At 73.3% G+C, this 17,988-nt stretch carries 14 protein-coding genes; 7 read left to right on the top strand and 7 right to left on the bottom strand.

Going from position 1 to position 17,988, the window contains the following annotated elements:
- Positions 1 to 17 precede the first annotated feature (17 nt).
- On the bottom strand, positions 18 to 1,484 hold the full coding sequence (locus OIE67_RS31865) for a serine/threonine-protein kinase (RefSeq protein ID WP_326627394.1): 1,467 nt from the start codon (positions 1,482 to 1,484) through the stop codon (positions 18 to 20).
- Positions 1,485 to 1,670: 186 nt separating this feature from the next.
- Positions 1,671 to 2,978, bottom strand: coding sequence for an FAD-binding oxidoreductase (locus tag OIE67_RS31870; RefSeq protein WP_326627396.1), 1,308 nt, complete (start codon positions 2,976 to 2,978; stop codon positions 1,671 to 1,673).
- Positions 2,979 to 3,071: 93 nt separating this feature from the next.
- Here OIE67_RS31870 and OIE67_RS31875 point away from each other — a divergent pair, with 93 nt between their 5' ends.
- The 3 genes from OIE67_RS31875 to OIE67_RS31885 all read left to right on the top strand — a co-directional run bounded on the left by OIE67_RS31875 (position 3,072) and on the right by OIE67_RS31885 (position 5,573).
- Positions 3,072 to 4,004, top strand: coding sequence for a LysR family transcriptional regulator (locus tag OIE67_RS31875; protein ID WP_326627398.1), 933 nt, complete (start codon positions 3,072 to 3,074; stop codon positions 4,002 to 4,004).
- A gap of 113 nt (positions 4,005 to 4,117) precedes the next feature.
- Entirely contained in the window at positions 4,118 to 4,573 is a 456-nt protein-coding gene (locus tag OIE67_RS31880) for a hypothetical protein (RefSeq protein WP_326627400.1), read from the top strand.
- Between the two features lie 220 nt (positions 4,574 to 4,793).
- Positions 4,794 to 5,573 (top strand): LLM class flavin-dependent oxidoreductase, encoded by a 780-nt coding sequence (locus tag OIE67_RS31885; RefSeq protein ID WP_326627402.1) that lies wholly within the window; start codon positions 4,794 to 4,796, stop codon positions 5,571 to 5,573.
- Positions 5,574 to 5,651: 78 nt separating this feature from the next.
- On the opposite strand, the gene OIE67_RS31890 is transcribed toward OIE67_RS31885, so the two are convergent.
- The 3 genes from OIE67_RS31890 to OIE67_RS31900 form a co-directional block, all read right to left on the bottom strand.
- Positions 5,652 to 6,692 carry a LacI family DNA-binding transcriptional regulator gene (locus tag OIE67_RS31890; RefSeq protein ID WP_326627404.1) on the bottom strand — a complete coding sequence of 347 codons (1,041 nt, stop codon included), beginning with the start codon at positions 6,690 to 6,692 and terminating at the stop codon, positions 5,652 to 5,654.
- On the bottom strand, positions 6,689 to 9,259 hold the full coding sequence (locus tag OIE67_RS31895) for a glycoside hydrolase family 2 protein (RefSeq protein WP_326627406.1): 2,571 nt from the start codon (positions 9,257 to 9,259) through the stop codon (positions 6,689 to 6,691). The genes OIE67_RS31890 and OIE67_RS31895 overlap by 4 nt, the downstream gene beginning before the upstream one ends.
- A gap of 181 nt (positions 9,260 to 9,440) precedes the next feature.
- On the bottom strand, positions 9,441 to 10,049 hold the full coding sequence (locus tag OIE67_RS31900) for a TetR/AcrR family transcriptional regulator (protein WP_326627408.1): 609 nt from the start codon (positions 10,047 to 10,049) through the stop codon (positions 9,441 to 9,443).
- A 121-nt stretch (positions 10,050 to 10,170) separates the two neighbouring features.
- Here OIE67_RS31900 and OIE67_RS31905 point away from each other — a divergent pair, with 121 nt between their 5' ends.
- The 3 genes from OIE67_RS31905 (at position 10,171) to OIE67_RS31915 (ending at position 14,978) form a co-directional block, all read left to right on the top strand.
- Complete coding sequence (locus tag OIE67_RS31905; RefSeq protein ID WP_326627410.1) at positions 10,171 to 11,604, top strand: MFS transporter; 1,434 nt, start codon at positions 10,171 to 10,173, stop codon at positions 11,602 to 11,604.
- Between the two features lie 66 nt (positions 11,605 to 11,670).
- On the top strand, positions 11,671 to 12,882 hold the full coding sequence (locus OIE67_RS31910) for a cytochrome P450 (RefSeq protein WP_326627413.1): 1,212 nt from the start codon (positions 11,671 to 11,673) through the stop codon (positions 12,880 to 12,882).
- A gap of 179 nt (positions 12,883 to 13,061) precedes the next feature.
- Positions 13,062 to 14,978 (top strand): glucuronyl esterase domain-containing protein, encoded by a 1,917-nt coding sequence (locus tag OIE67_RS31915; RefSeq protein WP_326627415.1) that lies wholly within the window; start codon positions 13,062 to 13,064, stop codon positions 14,976 to 14,978.
- A 59-nt stretch (positions 14,979 to 15,037) separates the two neighbouring features.
- On the opposite strand, the gene OIE67_RS31920 is transcribed toward OIE67_RS31915, so the two are convergent.
- Both OIE67_RS31920 and OIE67_RS31925 read right to left on the bottom strand, forming a co-directional pair.
- On the bottom strand, positions 15,038 to 16,375 hold the full coding sequence (locus OIE67_RS31920) for a hypothetical protein (protein ID WP_326627417.1): 1,338 nt from the start codon (positions 16,373 to 16,375) through the stop codon (positions 15,038 to 15,040).
- A gap of 88 nt (positions 16,376 to 16,463) precedes the next feature.
- A complete protein-coding gene (locus OIE67_RS31925) occupies positions 16,464 to 16,703 on the bottom strand; it encodes a hypothetical protein (RefSeq protein WP_326627418.1) in 240 nt (79 codons plus the stop codon).
- A gap of 186 nt (positions 16,704 to 16,889) precedes the next feature.
- Between OIE67_RS31925 and OIE67_RS31930 the strand changes: the two genes are divergently transcribed.
- Positions 16,890 to 17,927, top strand: coding sequence for a zinc-binding alcohol dehydrogenase family protein (locus tag OIE67_RS31930; protein WP_326627420.1), 1,038 nt, complete (start codon positions 16,890 to 16,892; stop codon positions 17,925 to 17,927).
- The last annotated feature ends 61 nt before the right edge of the window (positions 17,928 to 17,988 follow it).

Consider the following 17,988-nt stretch of genomic DNA (forward strand, 5'->3'; position numbering starts at 1 on the left):
CGCCCACCGGCGCCGAGCTAGAACATCTGGGCCACTGCCACGATGACGGCGATCAGCGTGATCGGGCCCAGCACGGCGGTCGAGACGACGATCGCGCTGCCGCCGGGCAGGATGCGGGCGAGCGCTCCCGAGGCGGCCCTGCGCACCGGCGCCGCGCCCGGCAGCACGAACAGTCCCAGCGTGAACAGGCCCGCGCCCAGGCTCTCCGCGTGGCCGGCGTTCAGCCGTCCGGCCATGTGGAGCAGGCCGCCGGCGGCCAGCCCGAACGCCACCGACAGCAGCAGGTGACCCACGGCCACGAGCCCCGCCGTGGAAAACGGCGGCCGGTCCTCGGCGAAGTAGTGGTCGGCGGCGCGCAGCGCCAGCGCGAGCGCCGCCGCCCCCAGCCCGCCGGAGACCGGGTTCATCACGGTCAGCGCCATGAGGATCACGAGCATGAGCACGCCGACGAAGCCGCTGCCGTGCACGAACCGCCTCAGGTCGAACGGCTCCGCCGGAGGCGCGGGCGCACGCCGCCGCTCGGGCTGATCGGACTGGCCGGAGTGCTCGGACCAGTCGGAGCTGAGGGTCGGCGCGGGGACGGCGGGCCGCTCCTCCCGCGGCCTGGTGGCGTAGGTGACCGGCGGCAGCAGGTCGGAGAGGGTGTCCATGGCCTGGGTGCGGTCCGGGCGCCGCGGGGCGCCGCTCGCCGGATCGAGCGCCCTGGCCGTGCGCAGCAGCTCGCGGGCGTCGGGCCTGGCGGTGGGATCGACCTGGAGCGCGTTGCTCAGCCAGCCCCGCAGCCAGGCGGGCGCCTTGTCGATCTGCGAGCGCCCTTCCATGGTGTTGTAGCAGACCGCCTCGAACGTCCCCGTGCCGAACGGCGGCAACCCCGTCGCGGCGAAGAACACCGTCGAGGCCAGGGAGTGCACGTCGGCCGCCTGGGTGACATGGGAGGCGCGGATGATCTCGGGCGCCAGGTAGCCGGGCGTGCCCACGACCATGCCGGTCGCCGTCAGCCTGGCCGCGTCCACCAGGTGCGCGATGCCGAAGTCGATGACCAGCGGCTGGCCGCCGACCAGCATGACGTTGGACGGCTTGAGGTCGCGGTGGATCACACCGGCCTCGTGGATGTCCACCAGCGCCTGGGCCAGCCCCTGGGCGAGCGTGACGACCTCGTGCGCCGCCAGCGGGCCCTGGGCCAGCACGGTGTCCTCAAGTGTGCGGCCGGGGGCGAACCTGGTCACCACGTACGGCTTGCCGCCGGCCAGCTCGGCGTCGAGCACCTCGGCGACGAAGCGGCTGCGGACCCGCCGCATGGTCTCCACCTCGCGGAACAGCCGGTCGCGTGCCTTGAGGTCGGCCGCGACGTGCGGGTGCAGCACTTTGATCGCGACTTCCCGGCCCGCGGCGTCGAGACCGAGGTGGGCGACCCCCATACCGCCCTCACCGATCTTCCGGATCATCCGGTAGGGGCCGAGTTGTTCCTGCGTCTGAGCACCCATTCCCGCCTTCATCCTCCGTGTTTCCCCCGGAACGCCGCGGCCCCGCCACTCGGGACGGCCCGGACATTCTCCCGTAATGCATCCCCCGAGATGCACAGTAAGCGAGAATCCGCCCGGGCGCGGCGGGCCCGTCGATGCCGGCCTCACCGAAAGCCCCGCTCGGAGGGCTTCTCCGAAAGGCCGGCCTCAGGTCGAGACGGGGAAGTTGGCGCGGAAGGTGCCGTCCGGGTCGTGCCGGCGTTCGAGATCCCGGAGACGCTGGAGCGCGGCGGGAGCGAAGGCGTCGGCGGGCGTCTCGCCGGGGCCGAGGAAGGTGAAGGGTTTGCGGCCGCTCACCGGGAGCGCGCCGGCGAGCGCGCGCTGCCTGGCGGCGATGGCCGCGGCCGTCGCCGGGTCGGCCGGCACGCCGAACAGGTAGAGCGCGTACGGCTCGGTCAGGGGCCCGTGGGGGCTGTCGGACGGGCGGGCGAACGCGCCGCCCAGGTGACGCAGCTGCACGTTCATCAGCGGGGCGATCGGGTCGGCCAGCAGGGTCTTGGCCACCGCGTCGTCCAGCTCGGTGAGCAGTTCGGCGCGCGAGGAGCCCGCGCTGGGCTCGGTGGGCTCCGCGGTGATGGCGCCGAGTTCGGCGACCGTCATGGTCCGCCTGCCGTCGGCGAGCGGGCGGGGCAGCCGGTCCAGCGGGGCGAGCAGGTCGCGGGCCGCGTCGTCAGGGCCGAGGTAGGTGGCGTCGACGGCGACGAGGGGGTCGGAGCCGGGGAAGTGCAGCAGGTCCAGCCAGACGGTCAGGTCGTCGGGCGCGATGGCGGTGATCCGGCGGTAGGCGTCCATCACGTCCAGGGCGTGCTCGGCGGGCCACATCATCCGGCCGCCGTACAGGTGCGGCGCGGGGTGGAGGGTGAGCTCCAGGGCGGTGACGATCGCGAGCGACCCGCCGCCGCCGCGCAGGGCCCAGAAGAGGCCGGGGTCGGTGTCGCCGGTGACGCGCCGCCGCTCGCCTTCCGCGTCCACGATGTCGAACGCGGTGACGCTGTCGGCGACCCAGCCGTACCTGCGGCCGAACCAGCTGAGCCCGCCGCCGAGCGCGACCCCGGCGACGCTGACGACCGGGGAGCTGCCGGGCAGGCCGGTCAGGCCGTGCGCCGCCGCGGCGGCCTGGAGGACGCCCGAGGCCACGCCCGCGCCGACGCGGGCGCGCCGGGCGGCCGGGTCGATCTCGACGGAGTCCAGGTGGCGGGTGCGCAGCAGGACGGCGCCGTCGAGGCCGGTCGTGGCGCCGTGGCCGTTCGGCTGGGCCGCGACGGCCAGGCCGCGGGCGCGGGCGAAGCGGATCACGGCCGCGACGTCGGCGACGTCGGCCGCTTCGACGACGGCGGGGACGAGCTGTTCGACGGCCCGGTTCCAGGGCTGCCTGGCCTCGTCGAACCCGTCGTCCCCGGGGAGCAGCACCCGTCCGCGGACGAGGGCGCGCAGGTCGTGCAACGTGTCGGTCATCTGTCTTCCGATCGTGAGGTTGGGGAACGTCGCCATCCGGGTGGGCGCGTTCCACTCTGGTCCGCGGGGAGGCGCCGATCAATGGGGCCCTGTGTGAGAATCGTGAAGCTGGAGTTAACGATCGGGGGGGTCATGCTGGAGCGCCACGAGCTGGAGGCGTTCCTGACGCTGGCCGAGGAGCTGCACTTCGGCCGCACCGCCGAGCGGCTGCGCGTGTCCACCGCCCGGATCAGCCAGACCATCGCCAAGCTGGAGCGCCGGGCCGGGGTGCCGCTGTTCGTCCGCACCAGCCGCCGGGTGGAGCTGACCGCCGTCGGCCGGCGGCTGGCCGAGGAGGTCGGGCCCGCCTGGGAGCAGATCGGCGCGGCGTTCGCGCGGGCGGTCGACACCGGCCACGGTCTCACCGGCGTCCTGCGGGCGGCCTTCGTCGGCGCGGCGGCCGGTCAGTTGCTCGCCGGCGCCGCCGAGTCGTTCCGCCGCCGGCTGCCCGGCTGCGACGTACGGCTGCGCGAGGCGCAGATGGTCGATCTGATGCCCTGGCTGCGTGACGGCCAGGTGGATCTCGCGCTGGGCACGTTCCCCATCGACGAGCCGGACATCGCCACGGGTCCCGTGCTGGTGTCGGAGGCGCGCATGCTGGCCGTGCCGTCCGGGCACGCGTTCGCCCGCCGTACGTCGATCTCGCTCGAAGACCTGGCCCGGGTGAAGCTGCTCCAGCTGCCGGACACGCTGCCCGTCACACTGCGGGCCGACCGCACCCCCAGCGCGACTCCGGCGGGACGGCCGATCGAGCCGGGCCCTTCGGCCGCGACGTTCAACGAGATGCTGACCCTCATCGGCGCCGGCCAGGGCGCCTTCCCCGTCGGGGCCCAGGCCAGGCGCTACTACGCCCGTCCCGACGTCGCCTACGTCCCGATCAGTGACGCTCCGCCGCTGCGCTGGGGCCTGCTGTGGCGGGCCGACGGCGCCACCGCCCGGGTCCGCGCCTTCGCCCAGGCCGCCCACGACCTGGTGCTCTCCGCCTGAACGGCCGCCCAATCCGGGATTTCCTGGGCCGGCTGTAACGGCGGGCACTGGCAGGAGGGGCGGCGCTGCGCACGATGGGTGACGGAATCCAGCACCCAACGGAAGGTGTAATCGTGCGTCTGCTCGCCGGGTTGACGATGAGTACCGTGCTCGCCGCCGGGCTTCTGGCGGCTCCGCCCGCCCTGGCCGCCCAGGCTGTCCCCTTCTCCGCCGACTCGGGCGACTCGTGCCGCCGCGGGTTCACGGAGGGCACGATCGAACGGTACGACGGGCCGGTGATCCGGCCCCGCGTCGACGTCGAAGGATTACTCTCCGACGAAGCCGCCCCGACCATCTGCCGTCCCGACGACATGCACTCCCTGGCCACCTTCAGCGCCTACCGCGGCAGCGAGCTGGTGGACAGCGCGACGCAGAAGGCGGACGACGAGCAGGTCAAGTTCGCCTTCTCGCTGTCCGACCAGGGGTCGGTGCGCACCATCGACCGGGTGGTCGTGCAGGTGTGCCGCCGCAGCAACTCGCCCATCGGGATCGGGTACTGCGGCAAGGCGCAGGAGTACCCAATCCCCTAGCGCGCCGGTCGGGGTGACGAGCCCTCTCCCCCTGCCGGGGAGGGGGCTCGTCCGCGTGCACGGGGCCTGCTGGAGCCGCCGGACCGTGGCCGCCCGACCGTGGACGCCGGGCCGTGGCCGCCGGGCCGTGGACACCGGACCGTGGACGCCTGACCATCGACGCCAGGCCCATGGACGCCGGATCGTGATCACCGAGCTGTGATCGCGTAGCCTGGGGCGCATGGTGCGTTACGCGGTCGGGCTGCCGAATCTCGGCGAGTTCGGGGATCCTCAGGTGCTGGTCGAGCTCGCCGTGGCGGCCGAGGAACGGGGCTGGGACGGCGTCTATCTCTGGGACCACCTGCTCTACCACGACCGCGACTGGCCCGTGGTCAACCCGACGGTGGTGCTGTCGGCCATCGCGGCCCGGACCAGCCGGATCAGGATCGGCGTGCTGATGACGGCGCTGCCGCGGCGGCGGGTGCAGATGGTGGCGAAGGAGACCGCGACGCTGGACGTGCTGTCCGGGGGGCGGCTGGTCGTCGGCGCGGGCCTCGGCTCGGTCGACGCGGAGTACGCCGACTTCGGCGAGGACCCCGATCTGAAGGCGCGCGCCGCCAAGCTGGACCAGGGGCTGGAGGAGCTGACGCGGCTGTGGAAGGAGCTGCCGCCGTCGCCGGTCCAGCGCCCGCGCATCCCGATCTGGTGCCCAGGGCGCTGGCCGACCAAGGTCGGTTTCCGGCGGGCGGCCCGGTGGGACGGCGCGATGCCGACCTTCCACGAATACGGCCAGGACCTGCCGCCGGTGCCGGTCTCCGAGTTCGCGCGGGTGGTGGACTTCCTGGCCGAGCAGCGGGGTTCGCTGGACGGCTTCGACATCGCGCTGGAGGGTCGTGCCGCGGACGGGCTGGTCGACGGGTACGCGGCGGCGGGCATGACGTGGTGGGTGGAGGCGATGGGCTGGTGGCGCGGCGGCGTCGCGGACGCCCGAGCCACCATCGCCGCCGGCCCGCCACGGTAGCGGGGCGGCTCAGGCGGCCGGTCGGGGGCGCACAGGCGGCCGGGCGGGCCGGGCGAGCAGACCGGGCGGGCCGGGAGGTCAGCGGGCTCTGGCGGTGGTGCCCCGGGGGACGAGGACGGGGGTCGGGGCGGGGCCGTGCTCCGTCTCGCCCCGGCCGACGAGGTCCATGAGGCGGCGCGTGACCTCGGCGCCGAAGGCGAACACGTCGTGGCTCATGGCCGACAGCGGCGGATGGGTGAGCCGGCAGAGCTGGGAGTCGTCCCAGGCCAGCAGGGACAGCTCGGCGGGCACGGGCACGCCCATCTCGGTGGCCACCGACAGGCCGGCCACGGCCATGATGTCGTTGTCGTACAGGATCGCGGTGGGCCGCCGGGCGGAGGAGAGCAGCGCGCGGGTGGCGCGGGCGCCCTGCTCGCCCGAGAAGTCGGTGGTCAGGATGCGGGCGGGTTCGAGGTTCAGGTCCGCGACCGCCCGGGTGAACGCCTCGCTCCTGAGCGCCGTGTGCCCGAGCCTGGCCGCGCCGCCCACACGGGCCAGGCGGCGGTGGCCGAGCGCCGCCAGGTAGCGGACCGCCTCGGTGACGGCCGCCGCGTCGTCGGTCCAGACGGACGGCAGCCCGCCGGTCAGGTCCGGATGCCCGACGGCGATCACCGGCAGGCCCAGCGCCGCCACGGCGGCGACGCGCGGGTCGTCGAGGGTGAAGTCGACCATGACGGAGCCGCTGATCTGCCTGCTGCGGCTCCATCCGTCGAGGACGTCGATCTCCTCCGCCACGTCGCGGACGAGCCGCAGCAGCAGCGAGTGGGACCGCTCGGCCAGCACGCTCTCGATGCCGGAGACGAACTCCATGTAGAACGGTTCGAGCCCGAGCATGCGGGCCGGCCGGGCGATGACCAGGCCCACGTTGCTCACCCACGTGGTGGCCGACGACAGCGACCTGGCCGCCTGGTTGGGCAGCCAGCCCAGCTCGCGGGCGGCCTCGCGCACCTTCCGCCGCGTGGCGGCGGACACGCCCGGCTTGTCGTTCATGGCCAGCGAGACCGAGCCCTTGGACACCCCGGCCAGCTGGGCGACCTCGGCGATCGTCACCTTGCCCGCCGGCCGGGCGGCGCGCGTCATGGCCGGGCGGCCTCCTCCGCCGCGTTGACGCTGAACAGCGCCGACCGCACCGCGGCCTCGTCGATCGCGCCGGTTCCACCGATTTCGCCGGTTCCGCCCGCGCTGTCGGCCCCGTCGGCGCCGCCTGCTCCGTCGGCTCCCCGTGCGTTCAGGCCGGTCACGGTGATCGTGACGGTCTCGCCGGGCAGCAGCGTGACCAGGCCGCGGTCCGCCACGGCGCCGGGGGCGAGCCGGTCGGCCTGCAGCAGCAGGTCGCGGACGAAGGCGCGGGCGGTGATCACGACGCCGAGCGTGCCGCCGGAGGGGTCGAGGCGCAGGTCGAGGTCGGGAGCCGGGTAGGCGAAGTCCTTGTCCGGGCGGCCGAGCACGACGTCGCGCAGCCCGTCGGCCTCCGCCACCAGCAGTTCCTCGCTCGCGTCCTTGAACTCGGCGACCGTCAGGGGCAGCAGCGCGACCGTGCGGGCCGGCGCCTCGAACGGCAGCCGTTCCTCCGCCAGCGCCGTCCCGTCCGCGCGCAGCCTGCGCACGAGCGCGCTGCCCCGCCACGGCTCGGGCGACTGGTTGTCGACGGCGAGCACGCGGGCGTCGTCCCGAACCTGGAACGTCAGCAGCCGGTCGGCGTAGAGGCGGCGCAGCTCGTGGTAGAGCGGCTTGGGCCGGGCCTCGCCGTCGATGGCCGCCCACGAGGTGACCGGCCAGCAGTCGTTGAGCTGCCAGACGACGCTGCCGGCGCAGAGCGGCCAGTGGGAGCGCCAGTGCGCGACGCCGGTCGCGATGGCGCGGGCCTGGTTGACCTGGGTGAGGTAGTGCCAGTGGTCGAAGTCGGCCGGCGCGGTGAAGTGGTGGGCCAGGCCCCGGGCCAGCTTGCCGTTGCCGTCCTCGGCCTTCTGGTGGTGCAGCATGGCGGGCGAGGCGGCGTCGAGCTGGTCGTCGCCGATCGATTCGCGCAGGGTGGCGTGCACGGGCGGCGCCTGCCAGCCGAACTCGGCGGCGAAGCGCGGCACGTCGTCGAGGTAGCCGGTGTAGTCGCGCCGGTTCCACACCTCCCAGAAGTGGGACGGGCCGTGCGCCGGGTCGTTGGGATGACGGTCCCAGGAGCCTGACCAGGGGCTGCCCGCCTGGTAGGGGCGGGTGGGGTCGAGGTCGGCCACCACACGCGGCAGCAGCCCGAGGTAGTAGCCCTCGCCCCAGCTCTCACCTGCCAGCTCCGGCTCCCAGCCCCAGTCGCGAAAGCCCCACAGGTTCTCGTTGTTGCCGTTCCACAGCACCAGGCTGGGGTGCGGGGCGAGCCGGACGACGTTCTCGCGGGCCTCGGCCTCGACCTCGCCGCGCAGCGGCTGCTCCTCCGGGTAGGCGGCGCAGGCGAACAGGAAGTCCTGCCACACCATCAGGCCCAGCTCGTCGCAGGCGTCGTAGAAGGCGTGGTCCTCGTAGATGCCACCGCCCCAGACCCGGACCAGGTCGACGCCCGCCTCGGCGGCCTGGGTCAGCCGGTGCCGGTAGCGCTCGGGGGTGAGGCGGGCGGGCAGGGCGTCGTCGGGGATCCAGTTGACGCCACGGGCGAAGATCGGCCGGCCGTTGACGCGGAAGGTGAAGGCGGTGCCGTGCTCGTCCGGGGTCCGGTCGAGCACGATCGCGCGGAAGCCGACGCGCCGCCGCCAGGTGTCCAGGACCTGGCCGGTGGTGGCGTCGGACAGGACCACCGCGCACTCGTACAGGGGCTGATCGCCGTGCCCGCGCGGCCACCACAGGTCCGGTGCGGGGATCTCCAGGACCGCCACGGCGCTGCCCGCGCCGGCGGGCACCGTCCGGGTGGCCGTCCGCCCTCCCGTCTCGATCGTCAGCGTCAGCTCGCGGTCCGCCCCGCTCTCGGTGCGTTCCAGCTCGACGTGCGCCTCGATCCTGCCGTCGGCCCGGGTGCCGCCGCTGCCTTCGCCGGCGCCGCCGGTGACCGTGACCAGGGGTCTGACCTGCGCCAGCCGGGCGGTGCTCCAGCTCTCCAGGCGGACCGGCCGCCAGATGCCGGCGGTGACGAGGGTGGGTCCCCAGTCCCAGCCGAAGCTGGCGGCCATCTTCCTGATGAAGTTGAACGGTTCAGGGTAGGCGTTCGGCCGCGCGCCCAGCCGTTCGCGCTGCGCCTCGGCCTCGGTGTAGGCGGAGGTGAACAGCACCGACAAAGCCGAGCCGTCCCGTACGCGCCCGGTCACGTCGAACCGGTACGAACGGTGCATGTTCCTGGTCCGGCCCAGCTCCTCCCCGTCCAGCAGCACCGTGGCGACCGTGTCGAGCCCCTCGAAGACCAGGTCCGTCCGCTCGAAACCGGCCGGCGCCGCCGCCAGAGCCGTCTCGTAGCGCCAGTCGGCCCGGCCGGCCCAGGCCACCTCCAGCTCGTTGAGCCCCTGGTACGGATCCGGGATCAGCCCGGCCGTCAGAAGGTCCGCGTGCACGCAGCCGGGCACCCGGGCCGGTACGGCCTCGCTGGTGAGCCGGTCGAGGCCGGCGGCCGGCGCACCGCCCGCCAGGCGGAGCGTCCATCCCGAGTGCAACGACGTGCTCTGCTTCGCCAAGTCCTGCTCCTCAATCACGAGAATGGGGCAAATGTCCCGATAAATCACGATCAACGTACCGAGCGCCCCTGAACCTGTCTAGACCGTTTCAGTCCAGCACGGAACCCCGGCCCTTGACACCCTCGTGCGCCGGTCCCCTTGCCGTGCTTACCCGGTAAAGCCACCCGGACGACGGGGGCCGCTATTCCGCCCACACCCCCGCGCGCGCGGCGGCCAGCGCCGTCTCCGCCGCCCGGTCGGCCGCCGCCTCGTCGAGAGGTTCGCCGGTGTTCAGCAGCGCGTAGTACAGCGGCGCGGAGACGCCGGCGATGACCCGCCGGGGATCGGTCCCCGAGGGCAGTTCGCCCCGTTCGACGGCGTCCGCGACGCAGCCGGCCCACTCGTCGATGCGCACGGCGTAGAAGCGGCGCAGCGCCAGGGCCGCCTGCTCGTCGCAGAGCGAGGCGGCGATGAGCGCCTTGAACAGCCGCCCCTGGCGCGGATCGGTCAGGGTCCTGACCACCAGGCGCGCGTTCTCCCGCAGGTCGTCCCGTACGTTCCCGGTCCTGGACCGGGGCAGCGACTGCGCGGCCATGTCGTCGAGGAGGTCGGCGGCGAGCGCCCCCGGGCTGCCCCAGCGGCGGTAGACGGTGGTCTTGCCCACCTCCGCGACCCGGGCGATCTCGGCCAGGTCGAGCTCGTCGAAACCCTTCTCCACGAGGGTGTCGGCGGCGGCCCGCAGCACGGACTCGCGCACGCGGGCCGTCCGCCCGCCGGGACGGACGGCCCCGCGCGCTGGCACGTCGGCCATACAGAACTCCTTATCGGGACTCAGGTTCCATTAGCAGCCATCGCGGTGCTACATTCACTCTAACGGAACCACAGACCCGTTAAGAGCATCTCCGACCACCCTGCCGGAAGGACGTCCCGTCATGTCCACCCTCGCCCCCGCCCCCGCCCGGCCACCACGGCTCACCGGCCGGCTCAAAGTCGTCCTCGCGGTCCTGCTGGTCGCCCAGTTCACGCTCGCCGTCGACTTCTCCATCCTGAACGTCGCCCTCCCCCTCATCGGCGACGGCCTCGGCTTCTCCCTGGCGAACCTGCAGTGGATCGCCACCGCCTTCGCCCTGTCGGCGGCCGGGTTCACCCTGCTCTTCGGCCGCGTCGGCGACCTCGTCGGCCGCAAGCGCGTCTTCCTCGCCGGCCTCGCCCTGCTCGGCCTCGCCTCCCTCGCCGGCGGCCTCGCGCCGACCCCCGAGATCCTCATCGCCGCCCGCGTCGCCCAGGGGCTCGCCACGGCCGCCGCCACGCCGGCGGGCCTGGCCCTGCTCACGACCTCCTTCCCCGAGGGGCCGCTGCGGCAGAAGGCGCTCGGACTGAACGGCGCCCTGATGTCGGCCGGGTTCACCACCGGCGCGATCCTCGGCGGCGTGCTGACCGACCTGCTCTCCTGGCGCTGGGCCTTCTTCGTCAACGTGCCCATCGCGCTCGCCGTCCTGCTGGTCGCCCCCGCCGTCATCGAGGAGTCACGCCCCGCCGACCGGCCCAGGATCGACCTGCCCGGCGCGCTGTCGGTCACCCTCGGCCTGCTCGCCCTGGTCTACGGCCTCACCCAGGCCGGAGAGCACGGCTGGACCCATCCGGCCACGCTCGCGGGCCTGCTCGCCGGCGCCGTCCTGCTGGCGGTCTTCTACGCGGTCGAGAGCCGGGCGGCGCAGCCGCTCATCCCCGTCCACGTGCTGCGGAAGCGCACGGTGGCGTGGGGCAACGTCCTCGGCCTGCTGGCGTTCGTGACCGAGACGTCGCTGGTGTACCTGCTCACCCTCTACCTGCAGAAGACGCTCGGTTTCTCCGCCCTGGCCGCCGGGGTCTCCTTCGCCTGCCTCGGCCTCGGGACGGTGCTCGGCGGCCTGCTCGCCCCCAGGGTCATCGCCCGCGCGTCCGCACGGGCCGCGCTGGTCGGCGGCGGGCTGCTGCAGGCGGCCTTCACCGCCGTCCTGCTCCTCCTGGGTGGTACGCCGGCCTCCCTGTGGCTGCAACTGCCCGCCACCTTCCTCGGCGGGGTCGGCAACATGCTGGTCATCGTGGGCTTCATGGTCACCGCCACGGCCGGGCTGCCCGATCGCGAGCAGGGGCTGGCCACCGGGCTGGCGTCGATGTCGCAGCAGGTGGGCATCACCATGGGCACGCCGATCATGTCGGCGATCGTCACCGCCACCTCGGCGGGGGCGGTGAGCGGCGGGGCGGTGCTGCACGGCGTCAGGGCCGCCGTCGCCGTGAACGCCGCCCTGGTCCTGCTCGGCGTGCTCGTCGCCGTCGCCGCTCTGCGCGGGGCGGGCGCGCGGGGCGCGGACCCGGCACGTTAACGTACATCTGTAGGTTATCTTTGCCGTCGGCAACCACATCGAATGGCACACCGAATGGGGAGAATTTTGACGATTGACCCCGCTGCGACGCTCGAAACCACCCGCGGCTGCCCGTACGCCCCACCCGAGCAGCACCTGCGTCTTCTGCGGGAGCAGCCGGTCGCCAAGGTCACGCTGCCCGCCGGAGGCGAGGCGTGGGTCGCGGCCCGCTACGACGACATCAGGACGATCCTGACCGACCCGCGCTTCACCGCCGACCGCCGCCATCCCAGCATGCCGCGGCTGGCCCAGGACACCGGGAGCGGGCTGGCCGACTCGCCGCTGCCCAAGATGATGCTGGAGATGGACCCGCCCGAGCACGGGCCGGCCCGGCGCGCCGTGATCGGCGAGTTCACCGTCCGGCGCATGGCGGCGCTGCGCCCGCGCATCCAGCAGATCGTGGACGAGCACCTGGACGCCATGCTCGACGGGCCGAAGCCGGCCGACCTGGTCCGCGCGCTGGCGATGCCGGTGCCCTCCCTGGTGATCTGCGAGCTGCTCGGCGTGCCGTACGCCGACCACGACTTCTTCCAGCTGCACTCGGCGCGGCTGCTGGACCGCAGGACCACGCAGGACGAGCGCGGGCACGCCGTGCTGGAGCTGGCCCTCTACCTGGACAAGCTGATCAAGGCCAAGGAGCAGGAGCCCACCGACGACCTGCTCAGCCGGCAGATCGCCAAGCAGCGCGAGAACGACGGCGCCGTGGACGGCCCGGCGCTGCTCAGCCTGGCGTTCCTGCTGCTCATCGCCGGGCACGAGACCACGGCCAACATGATCTCGCTCGGCACGTACCAGCTGCTGCGCGACCCTGAGGCGCTGGCCGCACTGCGCGCCGACCCGGCGAAGACGGTGAACGCCGTCGAGGAGATGCTGCGCTACTTCACCATCGCCGAGTTCGCCATGGTGCGGGTGGCCACGGCCGACGTGGAGCTCGGCGGCACGGTGATCCCGGCGAACTCCGGGGTGCTCATGCTGGCCAACGCCGGCAACCGCGACCCGGAGACGTTCGCGGACGCGCAGCGCTTCGACGTCGACCGCGGCGCCCGCAACCACCTGGCCTTCGGCTACGGCGCCCACCAGTGCCTGGGACAGAACCTGGCCCGGGTGGAGCTGGAGATCGTCTTCGAGACGCTGCTTCGGCGGGTGCCCGGGCTGCGGCTGGCCGTGCCGGAGGAGGAGCTGGCGTTCAAGGAGGATTCGACGGTGTACGGCATGTACGAGCTGCCGGTCACCTGGTGACCGTCAAAGCGTTAGTTTCAGCTAGTTTCCGATAGTTATCGAAAACTCGCGGCACGTACGCGCTGTACAGCGGCTCAATACCAGGCGAGCCCTCCGAAAGGTTTCGGAGTCTTCTTGACATGTTTCGGAGGGCTTTCCACACTGATCGCCAACGCCCCCACCCGGGAGGGAGAGCTCTGGTGATCATCAGCTTGGTCCGCTCCAGGATGCTCGCACGAGTCGTCGCCCTGGCGGCCGCGACGACGCTCGCGTTCGCCGGAGGGGCGCCGGTGGCGGGGGCCGCGGCCGTGCCGCCTGTTCAGGCCGCCGCGGCGCACGGAGCCGTCGCGGCTGCTGCCGGTGACGAGAACGAGGGCGCCGACTGTGTGGTGCCCGGTCTGCCCGACGCCGGCTCGCTGCCGTCGATCTCCCGGCTGCCCGACCCGTTCAGGAAGCTGAACGGGTCGCGGATCACCAGCAGGGCCGACTGGCGGTGCCTGCGCGAGGAGACCAAGCGGCTCGCGGAGAAGTTCGTCTACGGCGAGAAGCCGCCCAAGCCGTCGAGCGTCACGGGGACGGTCTCGAGCACCGGCATCACCGTGAACGTGAGCCACAACGGCAGAAGCTCCAGTTTCTCGGCGAGCGTCTCGCTGCCGAGCGGCACCGGGCCCTTCCCCGCCGTCGTCGTCCTCGGCGGGTTCGGCGCGGACACGGCCGCCATCAGGGCCGCCGGCGCCGCCGTCATCAGCTACGACCCGTACGCGGTCGGCCGGGAGGGCACGCCGCGCAGCAACAAGCAGGGCGCCTTCTACAGCGTCTACGGCTCCTCCAGCAGCACCGGGCTGCTGCTCGCCTGGGGCTGGGGCGTGAGCCGGATCATCGACGTCATCGAGCAGTCGGGCAGCGATCTGCTCAAGGCGGACGCCACCGGCGTCACCGGCTGCTCCCGCTTCGGCAAGGGCGCCTTCGTGGCCGGCGCCTTCGACCAGCGCATCGCGCTCACCATGCCGATCGAGTCGGGCAGCGCCGGCGTGCCGATCTTCCGGGGCATCCCAGGAGAGGGCGCCCAGAGCCTGAGCAGCGCGTACGGCGAGCAGCCGTGGCTGGGCGACGCGTTCGGCTCGTTCACCGGCAGCCCGGCCCTGCTGCCCGTGGACACCCACCAGCTCGTGGCCATGGTCGCGCCGCGCGGGCTGTTCGTCATGGACAACCCGCACATCACCAACCTCGGCCCCAGGTCCGCGAGCGTGGCGGCGCTGGGCGGAGCCGAGGTGTACAAGGCGCTCGGGGCGGGCGAGAACATCACGTACTGGTCCGACGTACAGGACGGCAGCCACTGCGCCAACCGGCCCGAATGGCGCACCCCGCTGCAGCAGCACATCCAGAAGTTCCTGCTGCGGACGGGCGACGCGCCCGGCGCCATGCGGATCTCGGCCAGGGCGGCCGGCAACCTGGCGGAGTGGCGCGACTGGCAGACGCCCGCGCTCGGCGGCGGCTCCGGCGACACGACCGCGCCGAGCCCGCCCGGCGCCCCGGCCGCGTCCGCCGTGACCGCCACCGGCGCCACGCTGACCTGGGCCGCCTCGACCGACGACACCGGCGTCACCGGGTACGACGTGCTGCGCGCGCCCGGCGCGAGCGGCGGCACGTTCACGCAGGCCGGCTCCTCGGCCACGACCTCCTTCAGCGACACCGGGCTGTCGCCCGGCACCACCTACCGCTACCAGGTCAGGGCGCGGGACGCCGCGGGCAACGCCTCGCCGGTGTCGGCCACCGTCCAGGTCACCACCCAGCCCGGCCCCGCCACCGGGGGCTGCACGGCCCTCGCCACCGTGCAGACCCAGTGGGCCACCGGGTACGTCGTCCAGCCCCTGACCATCACCAACACCGGCACGTCCGCCATCGGCGGCTGGACGGTCACCTTCACGCTGCCGGCCGGGCACACGCTGACCGGCTCGTGGAACGTCGCCGCCACCGTCAGCGGGCAGACCGTGACCTTCAGGAACGCCGCCCACAACGGCTCGCTCGCCCCGGGTGCGGCCACCACCAGCGTCGGCTTCCAGGCCACCCGCCCGAACGGCGACACCACCCTTCCGTCCGGCTACACCTGCGCCTGACCGCCTTCCGGACCTTCCGGCCCGCCCGGGACCTCCTGGCCCGCTCGCGGGACGGAGGGTCAGCTGGTGACGGTCACGTCGCGCAGCATGAAGTAGCTCATGGAGTCGGCCTGCATGTAGAGGTGGAACTTCTCGGCCCTGGCCTTGGCCGTCTTGTCCGCCGTGACGATGGTGACGACGACGTACTTCTTCGAGGGGTTCGTCCGGATCGCTCCGTAGGCGAACGTGGAGAAGGTCATGTCGCTGCGGATGTTCACCGCGTTCGAGTTGAGCTTGGCCAGCCGGGTCGCCGCGGCCTTGGCCGCCGTGTCCGTCGGGAACATCATCATGACCTGCACCGCCTTGAGGTGGCCCCGGTAGGCGGTGTAGGCGACCTGGACGGCGCTCGTGCACTTGTTCTTGGCCAGCACGCCCCGCCCGTCCACGGGGTCGCAGCTGTCGTACGTCCAGCCGGCCACCTTGGCGGCGGAGAACCTGACCCCGCTCAGGTTGAACTTCCAGTCGCCGAACTCGGTGTGCGCGATCGGCGAGCCCGGCCGGGCCCGGCCGGAGGCGGGCGGGGTGGCCGTGGGGTCGGCGGCCGGCTCCGACGGCTCACCCGACGGTTCGGCCTCCGGTTCGTCGGAGGCCCCGGCCGACGCCTCGTCCGCGGGCCCGGCCGACGGCTCGTCACCGGCGTCGCCGGCCGCGTCGGAGGGCGCGTCGGACTGCCACGGCGCCGTCGTCGGGAACGAGGTCGCGCTGCTCGGCAGGGCGGCGGGCGTCTCCGGGGAGCCGAGGTAGGTCACCGCGCCCACCGTGCCGCCGGCCAGCAGGAGCAGGCCCAGCCCGATGGACAGGCCGATGACCAGGGTGTTGCCGCGCCGGGGCGCCGTGCCGTAGTCGTGCCGGGGCAGCCCGTACAGGTCGGCCTGCCCGTACTGGGTCGCCCGGCCGTAGGCGTCACCCTGCCCGTAGGCGTCAGCCTGTCCGTGGCCGTTGCCCCGCCCGTAGGCGTCGCTCTGTCCGTACGTGTCTTCCTGCCCGTAGGTGTCGGCGCGTCCGTGCCGGGTCGGCCGGCTGTACCGGTCCTGCGGCTCGTACGGGCCCGCCTGCCCATGCCGGCCCGATCGGGCGTACTGGTCCCCCTGTTCGTACGAGCCCGCCTGCCCGTGCCGGCCGTACTGGTCCGCCTGCTCGTGAGGGTGAGGCGGGCCGGGTAAGCGGGGTGAGCCGAAGCCGGGTGGCGGGCCGCCCTGCCGGGGCTGTGGGCCGTTGCCGGGCCGGCCGGGGCCTGGCCCGGCTGACCGGGGGCCGTGGCCCGGCCATGGCGCGGCGGGAGCGGGCTGCGGCCTGCCGTCCGGGGTCCCCTGCGCGGCCCGGGGATCCTGCGGATGATGAGGTGGAGGGTAGGTCATGGCCTCATTGTGCGGCGGCGATCCGGCCCTGGACCGGCTCCACGGCAGTCCGGCATCAGAGTGAACCAGCGCGGCGCGGCCGTACGTACTAGAGCGATACCCGCACGCGACCCCAGCCGAGAATGCTGCCGAGAATGCTGCGGAGAGTGCGGCGGGCGGCCGGATGACCGGAGAACATCCCGGCGATCTGTCCCGGCCGCCCGGCGCGGGTCAGGAGTTGCAGCCGCAGCTGCAACCGGCGGCACATGAGCAGGACGATCCGTGTCCGCAGGAGCAGGACTTCTTCGTGGTTGCCGTCATGCAGGCATTTATTGCGCGAAGTGAGCACCGCCTAACTCTCCGCGAGGCGACAAACCCCCTCCCTTCCCGCGACAGCCCCCTGCACGCCGCCGTCCTCCTCCCCTGCCCGGAGACCTCGATCAACGGGCGGGAAACGTCCCGTGTTAAGGGCACGACCTGCGGGCAGGGGTCGCCTCATGGCCCGCCGACGCCGGGCTGTTAAGGGGGATGCGTCATGGGGGAAAACGCCGGCAGGATGCGCGCCGTCGCGTACCGGAAGAGCCTTCCGCTGGACGACGGCGAGAGTTTGGTGGACGTCGAGCTGCCCGTCCCCGAGCCGGGACCGACCGATCTGCTGGTCCGGGTGGAGGCCGTCGCGGTCAACCCCGTCGACTACCAGACGCGCAAGAACACCGACCCGGGAGGCGAGCCGAAGGTGCTCGGCTGGGACGCGGCGGGCACGGTCGTCGCGACCGGCGACCGGGCCGAGCTGTTCAGGACCGGGGACGAGGTGTACTACGCGGGCGCGCTCGACCGTCCCGGCTGCGACTCCCAGTACCACGTCGTGGACGAGCGGCTCGTCGCCCGCAAGCCCGCCACGCTGACCTTCACCGAGGCCGCCGCGCTGCCGCTGACCTCGCTGACCGCGTGGGAGGGCCTGTTCGAACGGCTGGGCCTGCGCCGGGCGTCGCTGGAGCGGGCCGGGGCGCTGCTGGTCACCGCGGCGGCGGGCGGCGTCGGCTCGATGGTGGTGCAGCTCGCCGGGGCACTCACCGCGCTCACCGTGATCGGCACCGCCTCGCGGCCCGAGACCGTGGAGTTCGCCCGGCGCATGGGCGCCCACCACCTGGTCGACCACCACGAGCCGCTGCCGCCGCAGGTGGCCGGGATCGCGCCCGACGGTCTCGACTACGTCTTCAGCACCGCGGGCACGGACCGGAACCTGCCTGCGTACGCCGAGATGCTCAGGCCGTTCGGCGACATCGTCGTGATCGACGACCACGACACGCTGCCCGTCGGGGTGCTGCAGTCGAAGGCGATCTCGTTCCACTGGGAGCTGATGTTCACCCGCTCCCTCTACGGCACGCCCGACCGGATCGCGCAGCACCACATCCTGACCCAGGTCGCCCGGCTGGTGGACCGCGGTGTCCTGACCACCACGGCGACCAGGGACCTGGGCCGGATCGACGCCGCCCACCTGCGCGAGGCGCACCGGATCATGGAGTCCGGCACGGCCGTCGGCAAGGTGACGCTCACCGGTTTCGGCGACTGACCGGCCGGCCGTCACAAGGCCGGCCCCCTCACAAGGCCGGCCGATCACCGGGGCCGGCCGA

Source organism: Nonomuraea fuscirosea (genome assembly GCF_035917475.1).
GTDB lineage: Bacteria > Actinomycetota > Actinomycetes > Streptosporangiales > Streptosporangiaceae > Nonomuraea > Nonomuraea fuscirosea.